The organism is Paenibacillus sp. YPG26, from assembly GCF_023704175.1.
Lineage (GTDB): Bacteria > Bacillota > Bacilli > Paenibacillales > Paenibacillaceae > Fontibacillus.
The window spans coordinates 757716-774268 of sequence record NZ_CP084530.1 but is presented as its reverse complement, the minus strand read 5'-3'; the positions used below and the strand labels follow the sequence as shown (position 1 = coordinate 774268).

The following is a 16553-nucleotide window of genomic DNA, read 5'->3' as shown; positions in this document are numbered from 1 at the left end:
GCGATTTCTATGGTAGAAAGGGGAGAATGCTCATGATTATTGAAAAATTATTCTCTGGTACTCAAAAACTAGAAGATGTTTTACTAACATTGGTAGAACATCAGATTGACAAATTACTAAATGCTTCCTACGATAAAGAAGGAACTAATGTTACTCCTGATAGTAAAGGAGTGACTAAATAATGAAATGTGTAATTTATGCTCGTGTTAGTACAAAAAGAGAAGAACAGAAGAACAGTCTTGAAAATCAAATCTCATTAGCGGAGCGGATTGCTAAAGAACACGGTTTTACAGTAGTGGAACGTTATATTGATAACGGCATAAGTGGAACAGGCTTTAAAAATCGCTCTGAAATCAACCGCTTATTAAAAGACATTAAAAAGAAAAAATTCGATGTGATGATTGCAAAATCCGTTTCTCGTCTAGGTCGTAACACCTCCAAAAGTTTGCGTTTAGCAGATGAACTTGAACAAGCAGGAGTCAGATTAATACTCCCCGAGGATGACTATGACACAGCTACAAGCAAAAGCAGATTTATGTTTAACTTGAAAGCTATGCTAGCGGAAGAAGAGAGTGCAAAGCTGTCTGAGCGTACAAAGTTAGGTCAAAGAGAAAGAGCAAGAAAAGGAAATTACAAAGGCTCTTTACCTCCTTTCGGTTACAAGATTGAGCAAGACACTAAACAGCTTATTCCTGATGAGAATACCGCTCCTATTGTAGAGGAAATCTTTAGACTATACCTGCATGAAGGGTGGGGACTTTTTACAATCAGTAACGCATTAATGCGAAGAGAAGTTGCAACTCCGAGAAGTGCTTCTAAGGCTAGTAATGCAGGTAACAAATGGCACCAAAGTACCCTTAAACGCATATTAACTAATCCTGTTTATACAGGAAAGTTAGTGTATTGTAAAGAAGAGACCACTAACGCTTTGTCAAAATCTGAAACTTACAAAATCCGTAAGAAAGTAGACTCTGAAAATCAAGTTGTAATTGAGAATACTCATTCAGAAATTATTAGTGAAGAGGATTTCAATGCCGTTCAAATCCTTATGAAGAAGAAAGGTAAGAACAAGAGCAACGGAAAAGAAAGTCTTTTTGCTCATATTGCAAGGTGTGCGGATTGTGGAAGTGGAATGCACTTTAAACCAGATCGTAGAAAAGGGGCTTATGTTTGTGGGGGCTATGTTAAGCATACTACGTCTTATTGCTCTTCACATATCATAAGTGAGAATAAGTTACTTGAATTATTAAAGAGTGATTTACAAGCAATGATAAAGAATACCGTAAAGGTAGAACGTCTTTATGGCATTGCGGAAAAGAAAGTCAACTCTTTGCATTCCTCTCTAGCAAAGGAGCTAAAAGGTGTGGAAAGAGAAATTGATAAGCTAAACAATCAGTTCAACAGTTTGCTTACTCTTCACTCAGAGGGCGCCTTAACTACTGAACAGTTTAAGCAACAGAATGAACGATTAGCCCACCAGTTGCAAGAACTAGCCAACCAAAAGACCGAAATAATAGCTTCTATAGAATTAAAAAAGGATAATACAGAGCAACTTCAAGCATTCAAGCGGGAAATTGACCGTGTAGCAAAACTTGATATTGATGACGAGCAAGTCTTAAAACAGATTTTACATCGACTTGTTCACTCAATAGAAATATACGAGGGAGAAAAGGTTAAAATCCACTATAACCTCTCCCCCTCTTTCTAACCCTATAATAAGGTACAGTTTAATCGACTGTACCTTTTAAAACAAGTTGTGCTATCGCCTCAACGTGCACCGTATGCGGAAACATATCCACCGGCTGCACCTCCACCGTCCGGTACCCGCCGTCCTCCAGTACCCTCAAATCCCGCGCCAGGGTCGACGGGTTGCAGCTCACATACACCACCCGCTCCGGCTTCATTGCCAGGATTGTGTCCAGCAGCTGCGGGTCGCACCCCTTACGCGGCGGGTCGACCACGATCACATCCGCCTCAATCCCCTGCTCTTTCCAGCGGGGAATCACGACTTCTGACGCTCCCACTTCGAACTTCACATTGCGCATGCCGTTAAGCTCCGCATTAATCCTTGCATCCTCTATAGCTTCCTTCACGATTTCCACACCGTACACCTGATCCGCATGCTGCGCAAGGAACAACGAAATGGTCCCGATGCCGCAGTAGGCATCGATTACGGTCTCTTTGCCTGTGAGTCCGGCGTACTCCACAGTCTTACCGTACAGCACTTCGGTCTGTACCGGATTCACCTGGTAGAACGATCTGGCTGAGATCGCGAACTGCACGTCTCCAATGTAATCGTAGATTACATCGCGTCCCCAGAGGGTACGGGTCTCGTCTCCAAAAATCACGTTAGTCTGCTTCGTATTCACGTTCTGGCAGATGCTTGCGACATGCGGAATCTGTTCCCGGATGCTGCCAATCCAGGCATCCTTATGCGGAATGTCCCGTCCGTTGGTGACAAGGACCAGCATCATTTCACCCGTGCGAAATGCCTTCTTCACTACGACATGACGAAGCAGGCCACGGCCTGTCTCTTCGTTGTAGGCGCTGATTCCAAGGCTGCTGCCGATCTCTTTGACACGGTTCACAACATCGTCATTGTGCTCGTGCTGAATCAGGCAGGTCTCCATGTCGACAATCCGGTGACTGCCCTTGGAGTAAAAGCCACCTACCAGTGCACCATCCAGCACGCCAACAGGCACCTGTGCCTTGTTGCGGTAACGCCATGGGTCGGACATGCCCAGTGTAGGTAGAACGACAATTCCCTCGTTCGAGTCATCAACTAAATTCTCATGACTAGCTTGTCCAGCTCCAGCATTAGCCCCCAAGATTCCATTGGCACCATTAACGGCTCCTGCCCCTGGTAATGGTCTTGCTTCTGTCCCCGCTCCTGCTACTGATCCAGATATTGCTTCTAATGCTCCTTCTCCAGCTTCCGATCTTGCCTCTGTCCCTCTTCCATCTCCCATTCTACTCCCGCTCACCCGCAGCTTCCCGATCCGCTCCAGCGCATCGATCACGTGCTGGCGCTTCCAGGCCAGCTGGCCTTCGTAGCTGAGGTGCTGCAGCTGGCAGCCGCCGCACTTGTCGTAGATCGCGCACGGAGCAGCTACGCGGTCCGTGCTCGCCCGCACGACGTCAAGCAGCTTGGCATAGCCATACTGCTTCTTCGTCTTAAGCACCTTGACCCGCGCTTTCTCGCCGGGCAGGGCTCCAGGGACAAATAAGGTGTACCCGTCGGCACGGCCTACGCCTTCACCGTCATGGTTCATACCAATGATCTCGATATCGAGCTCATCGTTCTTCGCTACCGGCAGGCCGGCAATGTCAGCCGATACCGCTGCTGAGCCACGTCCTTGCTCAGGTCTCCTTCCCCCACTGCTTCTAGCCCCGGCCGAACCTCCACGCCTGCTTCTGCTTCCATTCTCAGATTTTCCGCCCCGCTGCTTGTTCATCCCGCTTGTTCACTTCTTTCTCATAGGTTGAAATCTACATCATCTATATCAGCCCGGTAAAACGAAAGAAAGAACAACCATCCCGCTGCCGCCAAGGCCAGCTAAGAGGCGTTCTCTTCCATCCCGGTCATTTCATTATCTATCATGATTAACAATCCATTAGTCCTTAGTTAAGAAAACTAATTATCCCCATACGTTGTGAGTCCTTCAAGATCTTCTTCTATCACACTGAAACACAACACGCCACTCTAGGCAAAAATCCGCAAGTGCCGCGGCAGCATCTCGAACACGCCAGGCAGCTCGCCTCCGAGCTCGCCATCCAGGTTCAGCTGCACCAGGCTCGCCGGTGAAGTCACTTCCATCCGGTTCGTCTTGAAGTAGACGACGTGCGGATCATTGAAGTGCTCGCCGCGCAGCGCGAGCGTCAGCAGGCGCAGGAACTCGCCAAGGTTGCACTTCTTGACGGCAATGACATCGAACATGCCGTCGTCGATGACCGCGCCCGGCGCAAGCTTCTCGAACCCGCCAACCGAGTTGCTGTTGGCGATCAGGAAGAGCATGAACTCACCGTGCATCTGCGGCTGGCCTTCGGCCTTGATGACGAGCTCGGTCGGGGACAGACTCGCCACCTTCTCGATGCCCTTCATATAATAGGCCAGCTGCCCGATACGCGTCTTCAGACGGCTCGGCACCTCGTAGGTCAGCTCCGTCAGGGAGCCTCCGCCGGCAATGTTCACGAAGTGACGGCCGTTCACCCGGCCGATATCAATGTATTTGGTCTTGTTCTCGATGACCAGATCACAGTACTCCTCCCAGCGCTTGGAGATCCCCATCGCGCGGGCGAAGTCGTTGGTCGTCCCCAGCGGGAACACGCCAAGCGGCGGCAGGTTCTCCCGGCCGGCCATGCCGTTGACGACCTCGTTCAGCGTGCCGTCCCCGCCGGCGGCGATAATAATATCGTACCCGCGGTCTACAGCATCGCCAGCCTCGCGGGTCGCATCCCCTTCGCCTTCTGTGGCGAAGCACGAGGTCTCAATTCCTGCACGGTCCAGCCGATGCAGCACATCCGGTAACAGGCGACGCATTTCTTCCCGCCCAGAGGACGGGTTATAGATCAGCCTTGCTCTCTTCATATATTGTAACGCCACCCGTTTATAATAATGTCAATGAATTCATTATAGTCAATATCTGCCTCTTAATCCAGTCAGTCAGCAGCGGATGGGGCAGCAGCGTGTCACCGGAATAGCGGCACTCCAGCCCTTCAAGTCTTGAAGGAATTGTCTTCTTCGTAAAATATCCCTCGCTCAGGAACAGCGGCGCGACCAGCACATCCATGCCCCGCTCTTCATGCCAGTATCTTACCTTGTCTCCTACGCTGTCCGGATTCAGCAGCGCATAATCCGCATGCTTCACCGCGCCGATCTCGCCCACATGCTCAGCAAGCGCACGAATCCCGCGTTCCCAGCGCTGACGGAACCCGTCATGGACGCTCCCATGTCCGACCAGAAGCACGACCTCCTTGTCCGGCGCCGCAGACTGGTTCTTGATCTTGTCCCAGACCATACGCGCAATTAGCGGATCGTCATCGATCGGGTCGCCAAAGTGGACACGGCTCTGCACCCGAAATGGCTCAAGATCCGTCTCCTTCTCGGGAGCCGCTTTGACTCCCAGCGCATAGGCTATTTCATCTATATGTGTACTTCCTGACGAGACAAATAACGGAATAACGATCATATCCGTCACGCCCGCCTCTTCCAGAAGATCAATGCCGTCTTGAATTAATCTGCCCTCTACAACCTCAAGAAACGAAGCCACGACCGGCATTTCTGCCGGCAGCTCAAGCTTCGCTACAGATTCATCTACGAGCCGCACCCAGGCGGCATCGCGGGAGCCGTGACTTATGACAAGCACTCCAGGCTTCATCAGATTATCGTCCCAGGCGTTCCAGCGACATTTTGTAACCGTCATTCCCGTAATTCAGGCATCTCTTCACCCGGGATATCGTCGCCGTACTTGCGCCAGTCTCCGCTTCGATCTGGTTATAAGTGCATCCCTTGCCAAGCATACGCGCGACCTCCAGACGCTGGGACAGCGACTGAATCTCGTTCACGGTGCACAGGTCGTCGAAGAAGACATAGCATTCCTCGATATTTTTAAGTGTAAGTATTGCTTCGAATAATTGATCGATACTTTTATCATTCAACTTCTTAAGCTGCACTGATTTATCATCCCCTACTGTTACTGTAACCTCATTGTACTTTGCGGGCGTAACCTTTTCAAGCATTAACGGTTTATCGCACTGAAGAAGGCTGCTGCCCAAATCCGCATTTGTCCCCCCTGACCGGGACATTCGTCTATACCTTATGTTAGCCCAGATCATACATTGTTAGTAAGTTTTGTGAAAAAACAACAAAGGAATGTGATCTCCATGCCACATTATCGATATTCACAGAGGAGCGTTATCCCTCCGGGCTACCCTTACGGTTCCCCCTATCCGGGTCTTAGCCCTTACGAGCCCGCCCTCCCTTTCGAGAGCTCGGCCCTGGTTCCGTATACCCCTCCGCTGCAGAGCCCGCCTGCTGTAGTGACCCCCGTAGCTTCAGCTGCGAAGAGCGGTGGACTCTCGATTCCGAAGCTCGGCGACCTCAAGGGCATCATCGACCGCATGGGCGGAATCGATGGGGTGGTGGCAACGATGGGCCAGGTCCAGAAGGTGATGCAGGGCATTCAGCAGTTCGCCCCCATGGCGAAGCTGGTCATGGGAGGTCTGCTTCCCGGCGGCAAGGGCAAGACCAACTCTGCCAGCAAGCTGGAAGAATACAGACCGAAGAGGCGCCGCCCCAAGTCCTCCAAATCAGGCACCAGAAAGAGAAAATCCTCATCCGCCTCACGTTCCTCTACGAGAAAGCAGCCTGTCAAGAAGAAGACCCGCCGATAGTTGATCGGCGGGTCTTTGGTCTGTTCACCCAAGCCAAAAGAAATCCGGTTATAACCTACTTATTTGAACCAGCCGCGCTTCTGGAACCAGAGAATCATACCCATGCTTAAGGCCAGCATCACACCGAGTACAACGAAATAACCATATTTCGTATTCAGCTCGGGCATATGAATGAAGTTCATCCCATAGATGCCGGCTATCAGCGTCAGCGGCATGAAGATGGTCGTGATCACCGTCAGCGTCTTCATAATGCTGTTCATCCGGTTCGAGTTAAGAGAGATATATGAGTCTCTCAGATCCGCTGTCATCTCGCGGTCGGCTTCCAGCATATCCGTCAGCTTAAGCAGATGATCATAGATATCGGTGAAATAGGCTCTCGGCTCCCGTTCCCCCTGAATATGCACCGAGTTCACCATTCGGTACATGAGATCCCTCATAGGGACAATGGTCCGTCTAAGCTTGAGGAGCCGGCTGCGCAGATCGAAGACCTGGTTCATGAGGTCCTCGACGGATTCACGGCCGCCTTTGCTCTCGAGCTCGTCCAGCTCATCCTCAATCGCGAAGACGCAGGGAAAGTAGAGATCGACCAGCTCATCGATGACAAGATATGCAGCGGCCATCGGACCCCTGGCCCATATTTTCCGGTCGTGCACCCGCTGCTTGACCTTGTTCCAGGCTGCCTTAACTTCTTGCAGATCCTTATGATGATAGGTCACCAGGCCCCTCTGGCCAATGAAGAGATTGAGCTCCGTTGTATCCAGCGTATCTGCATCCAAGGCGTGCACCACCAGGAACTCTGTATCCTCGTAGTAATCCATTTTTGGCCTCTGCAGCTTATGAAGACAATCCTCAATCGCCAGTGGATGGAAATGGAAGAAAGTCTCCAGAAGTGCGGATTCCTCCGGAGTCGGCTCATTGAAGTCGGTCCACACCCAGGCATATTTCGGACTATCCAGCTGCTCCAGCGGGATGTTCTCCTCGATCTCATGTTCATGTGTAACGCCCAGTGTACGTATCATTTCAAGCTCTCCCTTGTGACAAAATAGGCCCGTCCCTGTGTCAGCTCCGTCTGGTCTAAGCGACCCCCAAAGCACGCAAAAAGCCAACCTCATCAGTTGGCTTCTGTGTACATTCATGCTGTAATCAGGATTGAACACGCAATTCAATCCCTAAATGTTAGACAATTAACTTCACGATGATTCCCGCCAGTACGGCAGAGATTGGAATCGTAATCACCCACGACACGAGAATTCTGCCTGCTACACTCCATTTCACCGCAGAGAAGCGCTTGGCTGAGCCCACGCCGAGAATAGAAGATGTAATCGCATGCGTCGTACTCGCCGGCAGGTTCGTCAAGGTTGCTCCGAAGATAACCGTAGCCGCTGAGATATCCGCGGCGAAGCCGTTAATGGGCTCGATCTTGAAGATCTTCGTGCCCATGGTCTTGATAATCTTCCAGCCGCCAACCGAGGTGCCCAGTGCCATCGCCGTAGCCGCGGCAATCTTCACCCACATCGGCACTTCCATCGTGCTTTGATACTTAGCTGTCACAAGCGCGAAGGTAATGATCCCCATCGCCTTCTGCGCATCATTCGTTCCGTGGGTAAAGGCCTGCATCGCAGCCGTGATAATCTGCATCGTACGGAAGCCTTTATTCACTGTATGCGGACTCCGTTTGGCGAAGATCCATTTCAGAATAGTCATGACAACGAAACCAAGTGCGAAAGCAATCAGCGGCGACAAAATAAGTCCTTCAATAATGGTACGGAAGCCGCTCCAGTTGACTTTGTCATGTCCAGCTCCCATGTATACCGCTCCTGCCAAAGCCCCGATCAGGGCATGAGAGGAGGAGGACGGGATCCCGAACCACCAGGTAATCAAATTCCATATAATCGCCGCAAGCAGCGTTGCAATCAGAATTTCAAGCCCGTTGCTGAGCTCCGCGGGGTTGGCGACCTTGCCCCCAATCGTCTTGGCTACGCCTGTGAAGACCAGCGCTCCCACAAAGTTCATGACCGCTGCCAGCAGAATCGCGGTTCTTGGCTTCAGCGCGCGTGTGGACACAGAGGTAGCTATCGCATTCGCCGTATCATGGAAGCCGTTAATGAAGTCGAAAGCGAGAGCCAAGATAATGACAATCAGCATTACAATAAACATTGTATCCATGGTTATATCATTGCACAGAGGATGCTACTATCCGGCCGTCATCAGAACAATTTCTGTTATTCCGAATTCAGTCCAACGCCAGTCCGGATACACAATAAGGTCCGCGCAATTCCAACCTCCTCCACCTGTTTCTATTAAGAATTGCGCATGATGATCGATTCCAGCATATTCGCTACATGCTCGCAGGCATCTGTGGTCGTCTCCAGGCGTTCATAGATTTCTTTTTTCTTGATCAGCTCAATCGGGTCGGTTACCTTCATGAACAGCTCCTTAATCGCAATGCGAAGCAGCTCATCGCCCTGGTTCTCCAGATCGTTCAGACGAATCGTATGCTCGCGGATCGCCAGCAGCTTCTTCTGGGACAAGAGACGGATTGCCTTCTGGATCTCGTAAGCGGAAGTCCGGAGAATCTCGGCAAAGTTCACAATATGCGCGTCCGGTTCACCCAGATTATACATATAGAAGCGCGAAGCCGTAGCTTCAAGGCCATCCAGAACATCATCCAGCGTTGTCGTCAGGTTCATAATATCGTCCCGTTCGATCGGCGTAATGAACGTCTTGTTCAGTTCGATGATGATCGTATGTGTGTAGTTGTCACACTGGTTCTCGAACACCTTCATTTCTTTGGCAAAAGCTTCTACATCATTAAAATTAGATACTTTCTCGGCAAAATAATCAGCCGCTTGTACGACTGCCTCCGCCATATTCTCTAAAGTTTGGAAAAAGATATCTTTCTTTTTCACTCGCATGTGAAGTCCCCTTTTCAAAAAGTCTGCCGGACCACAGGGTGAACCCGAACCTGCAACAGCCTGTCCAAAGTCCCACTGTATGTCACCATGAATAACCTTTGTTATCTTACCATATCTCTATATCCGATTGTAAAGTAAATGTAATATTTACAGCAAACAATTTTCGCACATCATTCCTATGTTTTACCCCAATATTTCCACTCTTATCCCTACTTATCCTGTATCTTACAGAATGGTCTAACCCTATGCCTGATTTCACTTTGTAATTGTTATGTGGCTGTCAAAGCCCGGGCTGTTCGGCACAATGCTGAAGTACGTCTTCCCCGGGTAAAAGGGAACCTCAGCCCCATCCTTCACGAACCGGATGACATCATTCTTCGCCCGTATCCACTGGCCTTCAATCACCCTGCCCCGCTGCAGCATGACCGCCTTGCCGCCTGAACTCAGATCTACGCTGAGCCGGCCGACCTTATCCAGAATCTGATGATCCGCCCCGAGGATTACGATATTCTCCGCGGACAGCTGGGTTCCTGAATCCTTGTCCTTATGGGCTTTCTTGCCGACGAAGCGCTCGTACTCCCTGGTCTTGGCGTTGTAAATATAGGAGACATGGTAGCTGTCCAGCAGGAATTTGATCTCCACCTTGGAGGCGGGTTCTCCTTGCGGCACATCATCTTCCTTCCGAAAAGTATACGCCGGCACCTCGCTGTCCAGCAGTGAATATCCCCGCTTCTCGGCGGCCGCTCTAAGCTTGTCTCCGCTGGAATACAGGTTATGCGGAGCCTTGCGGGACTTGTCCCGCCAGAAGTAGGCGCCCGCGTTCGAGATTTCATCCAGATCCTCTTTATTCAGGCTCTGGATAATGGCGTAAGCATCGGTGCTGCCGCCCGCATGCACCAGCACACCATGATAGCTCTCGCCGAGGTCGATCAGATAGGGCCGGATACTGCGAACAGGCCCGATCTTCGCCGTATTGACGGCGCTTTGGTAGATGGCGACGAGCCGGGTAATTCCGCCTTCGGCCAGCACCTCATACACGATGTCCGCGCTCTGCAGCCCGGACTGCGGGCGAGCCGCCGGGGCATTGTTGATCATCACGGCCAGAGGCCTGTTCTGCATCGGAGCTTCCAGCGGTTCCCCGGTCAGCGGGGAGAAATACGCCGCAGGCTGGGTGGTCACCGGCTGCTCCACCGGCGCCGGGGTCTCTCCGGTTCCCCCAGGCGCTGTGGGCGCAGCCGTGTCGCCTGACTGGCATCCGGCCAGCAGAATGGAGGCCGCGGACAAGGTTAGAAGCAGCTTGGTCAAGGCACGAATGGTCATTGTATTCCTCCGTGAGTTCGTTTTTCACCATTATAATTGTAATGTAACCTATGTGGAAGAAATAAACTCCCCGGTCAGCTGAAGATTGAACATAAATAAGACACAGCCCCGACGCGCGGGAAGCTGTGCCTAAGAATATTTGATTGAACTGCTGCAATTTCAAAGCTTGCTTGTGTTCGGTTATTTCCTGAATTACTCGTCCTTGCTTGATCCTGTGTCTGATCCTGTGTCTGCCCCTGCATCTGTTCCTGCTTCTGATCCTGCATCCGTTCCTGCATCTGTTCCTGCTTCTGATCCTGCATCCGTTCCTGCATCTGTTCCTGTGTCTAATCCTGCTTCTGCTGCCGATCCTGTATTTGAATCCATATCCGGACCCCCGAACTGCCAGCAGTTCAGGCTGAGCGTCCCATACTGGTAATCCTGGAACAGCCTCCGGGCGCGGCGGTCTTGGTCCGCGGCACCCATCGCATAGAAGAGGGGAATGAAATGCTCTGTGCCATACTCCGGCACAGCCTCCCGGGCATAGGGAGCTCTCTTCTCATATTCGAACAACTCTCTGAGATTCCAATTCTCCAGCCGGGAAGCGATCCACTGATCGAATTCGGCCGCCCAAGCAGTGGGCTCACCTGAGCCCAGATGACGTAGATTGTGAACTGTCCCCCCGCTGCCGATGATCAGAACATCCTGTTCACGCAGCCTCTGCAGCATCCGGCCAATCTCATATTGCTCCTTCGGTGACCGCTTGGAATCCACCGAAAGACTGATGACAGGCACATTCGCTTGAGGATACATCAGCTTAAGAACGACCCAGGCTCCATGATCCAGTCCTCTGCCTGTAATCACTCTGAAGGGAAGGTTCCCCGCTCTGAACAGGGAGCTGATCTCCTCGGTAATACCCGGGTGGCCCGCAGCCGGATAAGTAAGCTTGTACATCTCATCCGGGAAGCCGTAGAAGTCATGTATCGTGTCCAGAACTTCATCACCTGTGACCAGCTGATCCGGTGAATCAAAGTGGGCTGAGAAGACGACAATGGCTTTCGGCGCAGGCAGGGCTTGTCCCAAATGCTGAAGAAACCTGGTGTACTCATTGTCCTCCAAGGCCAGTGTAGGCGAACCGTGTGCAACAAAAAATGCCGGTAAAGTCACGAGAATGCCACCTCCATGCGCCAGATATAGGTACATCATTATTGTATCGCTTCCCGCGGAAGAATACCACAGACCCGGCCCAGCCAGACCAAACAAGCGTGCACCGGAATGATCCCAATGCACGCTTGTATCTGATACACGCTTGTTAGCCGCTTCCGTAACGAAAGCCCTTGTTCCTGCCCTTCGGTCTCAGACTAAATCATCCAATGCTGCCATTCGGTCTGAACGGACTCCTGCTCATTCAGCCAATCCTTCGTCCGCTTGATGAGCTGCTCTCGATGCTCTCCTACCGAGAAGGTATGGTCTCCCTGGAAAATAATCTCCTTGTCACACCGGCCTTCTGAACGCATCCAGAACACCTTCTGGAAGAGGAATGCATAATCCACCGGAATCTCGTCATCCGAGGTTCCATGGATCACAAGCACATCCCCCGTGAATTTGATTGCTTCCTGGAAGGGCTGTGAGGAGCCCAGCGACTCAAAGAATACAGGGGTGAACTCATACCCCAGGTAATCCGAATGCCCGTATTTCATCGCATCATCATATACCTTGCGTTCGGTAATCTTCACAATATCACTGAATGGATAACCTACAGAGGACCACATGACCAGATTCTTCACCCGGCGGTCACGCACCGCGGTCAGCAGGGCTACAGCCCCGCCGAGGCTGTGGCCGATCAGGGTGATCCGGGTAGGATCGACATCACTTAAGGTCTCGCTGTAATCCAGCACGGTTCGGGTCTGAGCGATCATGGAATCCAGACCTTCCTTCCCGTATGAGCCTGTGCTCTCTCCACATCCGATATAATCGAACCGGATAACAAGGTACCCTTCTTCCACAAGGTCCCTGGCGGTCTTCACGAACAGCCGGTCCACCCCGATCCGGCTCCCTACGAATCCGTGGCAGATGATGACCAGCGGAACCCGTTCCTTGCCGCGTCCGTTCTTCTTCGCTTCCGCTGCCGGATAGTGGACACTGGCCGTGATCTCTTCATTCCCGTGCTGAATAACAATTTGTCTCTCCATGAATCTCCATCTCCCTGATCCGTGAGTATATATTATATAAATCCGATAAGTTTAATATGAATTAGTTAAACTTATCTTATCATCACGGATCAGGAGTGTCAATTCAAACCTTATGAATCGCGTAATGCCTCATTCTCCGCCGCACCCGCAGCCTCATCTTCCGCAGCGAATTCGGCATTCATCCCAATGACAAGATTGGGGTCGTGATCCGCTCCTCTGACGGCTCGGACATCACTGACTGCCTCTATGTCTCCTCCGAACTCCACATCCTGGTCATCCCGAACTACCTCATCCTTAACCTCCCGTGAATTGCTGTTCAGCAGATAACGCCGCGTTAACTCGGATTTGAATTTGCTCATATCAACCTCTCCTTGTCCTTTGGAATGTAACCCTATGCTTAAGCCTGAAGTTCTACCGCATAGTGTGGAGGGGAAGCGAGTATTTTATTCTTCTATCCGGTGGGCTGGCTGTACGTAGTCAGGACTCTTTATCTGGCTGATCCACGATAATTCCGTGGTACAGCAGCGAGAGCATCTGCCCGGTTAAGGTTCGCATATTGGTGAATTCGTTCAGCTGGGCGGACTGGATCAGGAACTGCTTCATCGAGATTAAGTACTGCACGAGCAGGTGGGGAGATACGTCTTTGCGAATCTGTCCCATCTGTTGTCCACGGAAGAGGGCGTCTTCGAAGGACTTTACAACATAGTTCTGGTTATACTCACTGATCCGGCTGGCAACCTTCGGGTAATCCTCCATAAGCTCCGTGACAAAGGTCAAAGAGATCTCATCCATCTTGCGGTAGTTCATTAATTTGTCGAGCAGATCCAGCGTATCCTTCGACTCCTCATGGATCTGCTTGTAATCTTCGTTATATTCCTCGATCATATGATCGATCACTTTATTCAGTAAGCCTTCCTTGCTGCCAAAATACTTGTAGATCGTCATCTTCGAGACCGGCACGGCCTCGGCGATTTGCTCCATACTTACCGCAGCAATTCCATGCTCATAAAATAGGCGCTGGGCCGTTAGCAGAATTTGTTGTTCTTTTGCCTTCAATGGATTATATGGCTCCCTTAGATTTAATCACTCCTATCGAATATTCTATTAGATTACCAGAGCGGGAACAATCTCCTTATTCACAGCGGAAGGTCGCGCTTCCGGAACACCCATATACTGAGCGCGAAGAATCCTACCCCAATGATCGACAAGATCCAGGATGACGCGATCCAGCCCTCACTGCCTGTCACAATCTCACTTGGCCGGAAAAGGGAGAATATCGACGCATGCCGGATCCACTCCGTCTGTTCACTCAGCTTGCCGAACAGGTCGAGGGCGAAGGATCCTATCACGAGGACCCCGGAAATGGACAGCGCTCTTCTCTCATCATTAGATGCCGATGATATCAGGAACGACACCGCCCCTACCGCACAGAACATGAGGAATCCCACAAGATTAAGGCGGAGGAAATTCCCTGCATGGAATGCTTCTTGATCGGCGATGAACAGCAGATTCCCCGCGAACCCAGCCAACGTGGTAGCCCCCACAATGATGAGCAGACCTGTGATCAGGACAAGAGCCTGAGTACAAGCCACCCTCCCTCTTGTTGTGGGTGTCGACAGAAGATACGCCATCGACCCCTGATCGACCATTCTAGCCATCAGCTGGGTTGAGACCATGAGACTAAATATAGAGAGAATGACAATGAAGATCAGACCATAATATTCGCCCGACAAGAAAGACTCCAGACTGCCCATTCCGTTCTCTAATCCAAATGCCCGCGTAATGCCGGCGGGAACGGATTTGAGCAGCTCATCCATCACCTGGGTATTCTCAGCGATGCTCGGGTACAGCCAGAACATCACCAAAATATAGAAGGCAGATCCGAACGCATAGCTGGATATTCCTTTCGCATGGATTTTCAGCATCTGCATATATAGAAATGGGTTCATAGGTGCAGCTCTCCTTTCCGGTCATAATAGTTCATGAAGATCTGCTCCAGACTCTGGGTGAAGATTTCTATATTGCGAATGGAGTATTTTGACACTTCCCTCATAAATTGGTCATAGTTCCCTTGAACCACTACACGTACCCGTGAGTCCGAGCGGGATTCGATCTGCAGCGTATCTGACCCTGCGAAGTGATTCGCGTCCTCCTTGGTTGAGAACGTAACCTCAAAGATCTTTCTCTGCATAGACTGCAGCTCGTGAATATTGTTCACCGCGACCAATCGTCCATCTTTGATAATGGCTGCCCGGTCACAGGTCTGCTCAATTTCGGGGAAGCTGTGGGAGGACATCAGAAAGGTGGTTCCTTTGGCCTTCTCCTCAAGCACGAGATCAATAAATACCTTCTGCATAAGAGGATCAAGTCCTGACGTGGGCTCATCCAGAATGATCACCTCAGGACTATGCATAAAAGCCGCGACAATCCCCACCTTCTGCTTCATGCCCTTGGACATCTTGCGGATCGGGGTGTTCACTTCGAATTGAAGCCGATCTATTAATTCCTCCCGTCTGGACGAATCGGCTACCCCCTGCATACGGCTCATAAAGTTCAGAAAGCTCCGTCCCGTCATCCCTTCCATAAAAGCAATCTCCCCAGGCAGATAGCCCATGATCCACTGCACAGCTCCTTGCTTCTTCCAGGTATCCATGCCACTAACCTGAACAGAACCCTGGTCGGGCTTCATGAACCCCATAATATGCCGAATGGTTGTAGACTTACCCGCCCCGTTCGGTCCAAGAAAACCGAATACCTCTCCCTTCTCTACCGCAAAGGAAATATCGAATACGCCTTTCCCGTTGGCAAATTGCTTAGTTACATGCTGAAGCTTAAGCATCCATTGTCCCTCCCTGTAGATATTCATATCGATTCCAAATGTCTTTTTTATACTTTAATTTGTTTCTTGGTATAATTATAATCTAATAAATTCATTTATCAACTTATTTTTTATACTTTAATTACTACATAAGTACAATTTAACAAAACTAATTCCTAAGATCGACATACATAAACCGGTAAAAGAGTTAAACTAAGCAAAAAGAACGATGGAGGATATCTGAATGAATCAAAACCGAATTCAAACCTTACTGTTTCAGCTGGATGCGATCTGGTACCAGGACGAGTGGTTCACCACAGTGTCCCGGGCACTTGATGGAGTGACATCAGCGGAGGCTGCCTGGAAGCCTGCCGGGGATTCCAACACGATATGGCAGCTTGTTAATCACATGAATTTTTACAATGAACAGATTCTTCAGCAGCTTACGAATCAGCCCACTCATAAGGCGGTTAATAATACCAGCACCTTCGGCAGTCCAGGAGAGGCAGATAATGAGGCTGAGTGGCAGGAAATGAAGGCACGCGCATTCTCCGTCATAGCTGATATTCGCCAAGCCATTGAATCGCTATCGGATGATGATCTGGATACCCGGGTCAATGAGACTACGCTTGGCCATACGCTGTTCTCATGGGTAATGCACGATGGCTTTCATACGGGTCAAATTGTCCTAATCCGCAAATTACAAGGCAGCTGGCCAGCAACCATTTGGCCCTAAGCTGCCTCCTTGCAGTCAGTTTTTATATAGGTAAAACCATTACCGATATCCCAGGTTGCCGGATGCAGAACACTTCCCTGGTCCCTTGTGCAGTTGTGTAAGCTTAAGTATACTTTGGGCAAGAATAATACCGGACTCATTTCCGATAGGTGAACTGATCGGGGTCTGGTTCTGTCCTTTTTTTGTGCATTGTTGTGAAT

17 protein-coding genes and 1 pseudogene are annotated in these 16553 nt (G+C 50.5%); 4 read left to right on the top strand and 14 right to left on the bottom strand.

The features are described 5' to 3' along the window. The first annotated feature begins 32 nt into the window (after positions 1-32). The gene (locus LDO05_RS03465) at positions 33-182 is read left to right on the top strand and encodes a hypothetical protein (RefSeq protein ID WP_251377524.1); all 150 of its coding nucleotides are present in this window, start codon (positions 33-35) and stop codon (positions 180-182) included. Next, entirely contained in the window at positions 182-1708 is a 1527-nt protein-coding gene (locus LDO05_RS03460) for a recombinase family protein (protein ID WP_251377523.1), read from the top strand. The genes LDO05_RS03465 and LDO05_RS03460 overlap by 1 nt, the downstream gene beginning before the upstream one ends. Positions 1709-1727: 19 nt before the next feature. Here the strand turns inward: LDO05_RS03460 and rlmD are convergent, their stop codons facing one another. The 4 genes from rlmD to LDO05_RS03440 all read right to left on the bottom strand — a co-directional run bounded on the left by rlmD (position 1728) and on the right by LDO05_RS03440 (position 5673). Continuing rightward, on the bottom strand, positions 1728-3455 hold the full coding sequence (gene rlmD / locus LDO05_RS03455) for a 23S rRNA (uracil(1939)-C(5))-methyltransferase RlmD (protein WP_251377522.1): 1728 nt from the start codon (positions 3453-3455) through the stop codon (positions 1728-1730). A 248-nt stretch (positions 3456-3703) separates the two neighbouring features. After that, on the bottom strand, positions 3704-4588 hold the full coding sequence (locus tag LDO05_RS03450; protein ID WP_251377521.1) for a diacylglycerol kinase: 885 nt from the start codon (positions 4586-4588) through the stop codon (positions 3704-3706). 19 nt (positions 4589-4607) lie between these two features. Beyond that, positions 4608-5423, bottom strand: a complete 816-nt coding sequence (locus LDO05_RS03445; protein ID WP_251377520.1) for a sirohydrochlorin chelatase — start codon at positions 5421-5423, stop codon at positions 4608-4610. Continuing rightward, entirely contained in the window at positions 5383-5673 is a 291-nt protein-coding gene (locus LDO05_RS03440) for a YerC/YecD family TrpR-related protein (RefSeq protein WP_127199410.1), read from the bottom strand. Before LDO05_RS03440 ends, LDO05_RS03445 begins: the two co-directional genes overlap by 41 nt. A 210-nt stretch (positions 5674-5883) precedes the next feature. On the opposite strand from LDO05_RS03440, the gene LDO05_RS03435 reads away from it, so the two are divergent. Continuing rightward, a complete protein-coding gene (locus tag LDO05_RS03435) occupies positions 5884-6393 on the top strand; it encodes a hypothetical protein (RefSeq protein WP_251377519.1) in 510 nt (169 codons plus the stop codon). Between the two features lie 59 nt (positions 6394-6452). On the opposite strand, the gene corA is transcribed toward LDO05_RS03435, so the two are convergent. From corA to LDO05_RS03385, 10 genes and pseudogenes are all read right to left on the bottom strand, one after another. Beyond that, positions 6453-7412 (bottom strand): magnesium/cobalt transporter CorA, encoded by a 960-nt coding sequence (gene corA, locus LDO05_RS03430; protein WP_251377518.1) that lies wholly within the window; start codon positions 7410-7412, stop codon positions 6453-6455. A 157-nt stretch (positions 7413-7569) separates the two neighbouring features. Continuing rightward, positions 7570-8559 (bottom strand): inorganic phosphate transporter, encoded by a 990-nt coding sequence (locus LDO05_RS03425; protein ID WP_251377517.1) that lies wholly within the window; start codon positions 8557-8559, stop codon positions 7570-7572. A gap of 134 nt (positions 8560-8693) precedes the next feature. Beyond that, complete coding sequence (locus LDO05_RS03420) at positions 8694-9308, bottom strand: DUF47 domain-containing protein (RefSeq protein WP_251377516.1); 615 nt, start codon at positions 9306-9308, stop codon at positions 8694-8696. 255 nt (positions 9309-9563) lie between these two features. Then, a complete protein-coding gene (locus LDO05_RS03415; protein WP_251377515.1) occupies positions 9564-10628 on the bottom strand; it encodes a DUF3048 domain-containing protein in 1065 nt (354 codons plus the stop codon). A gap of 375 nt (positions 10629-11003) precedes the next feature. Next, positions 11004-11774, bottom strand: a pseudogene (locus tag LDO05_RS03410) (dioxygenase family protein); the annotation flags it as partial. Positions 11775-11968: 194 nt separating this feature from the next. Then, positions 11969-12799 (bottom strand): alpha/beta hydrolase, encoded by an 831-nt coding sequence (locus LDO05_RS03405; RefSeq protein ID WP_251377514.1) that lies wholly within the window; start codon positions 12797-12799, stop codon positions 11969-11971. A 110-nt stretch (positions 12800-12909) separates the two neighbouring features. Next, on the bottom strand, positions 12910-13158 hold the full coding sequence (locus tag LDO05_RS03400; RefSeq protein WP_251377513.1) for a hypothetical protein: 249 nt from the start codon (positions 13156-13158) through the stop codon (positions 12910-12912). A 118-nt stretch (positions 13159-13276) separates the two neighbouring features. Then, positions 13277-13855: a TetR/AcrR family transcriptional regulator gene (locus tag LDO05_RS03395; RefSeq protein ID WP_251377512.1), complete on the bottom strand. Its 579-nt coding sequence runs from the start codon at positions 13853-13855 to the stop codon at positions 13277-13279. Between the two features lie 80 nt (positions 13856-13935). Continuing rightward, the gene (locus LDO05_RS03390) at positions 13936-14748 is read right to left on the bottom strand and encodes an ABC transporter permease subunit (RefSeq protein WP_251377511.1); all 813 of its coding nucleotides are present in this window, start codon (positions 14746-14748) and stop codon (positions 13936-13938) included. Continuing rightward, positions 14745-15638, bottom strand: coding sequence for an ABC transporter ATP-binding protein (locus tag LDO05_RS03385; RefSeq protein WP_251377510.1), 894 nt, complete (start codon positions 15636-15638; stop codon positions 14745-14747). Before LDO05_RS03385 ends, LDO05_RS03390 begins: the two co-directional genes overlap by 4 nt. A gap of 223 nt (positions 15639-15861) precedes the next feature. Between LDO05_RS03385 and LDO05_RS03380 the strand changes: the two genes are divergently transcribed. Next, positions 15862-16353 carry a DinB family protein gene (locus tag LDO05_RS03380; protein WP_251377509.1) on the top strand — a complete coding sequence of 164 codons (492 nt, stop codon included), beginning with the start codon at positions 15862-15864 and terminating at the stop codon, positions 16351-16353. The last annotated feature ends 200 nt before the right edge of the window (positions 16354-16553 follow it).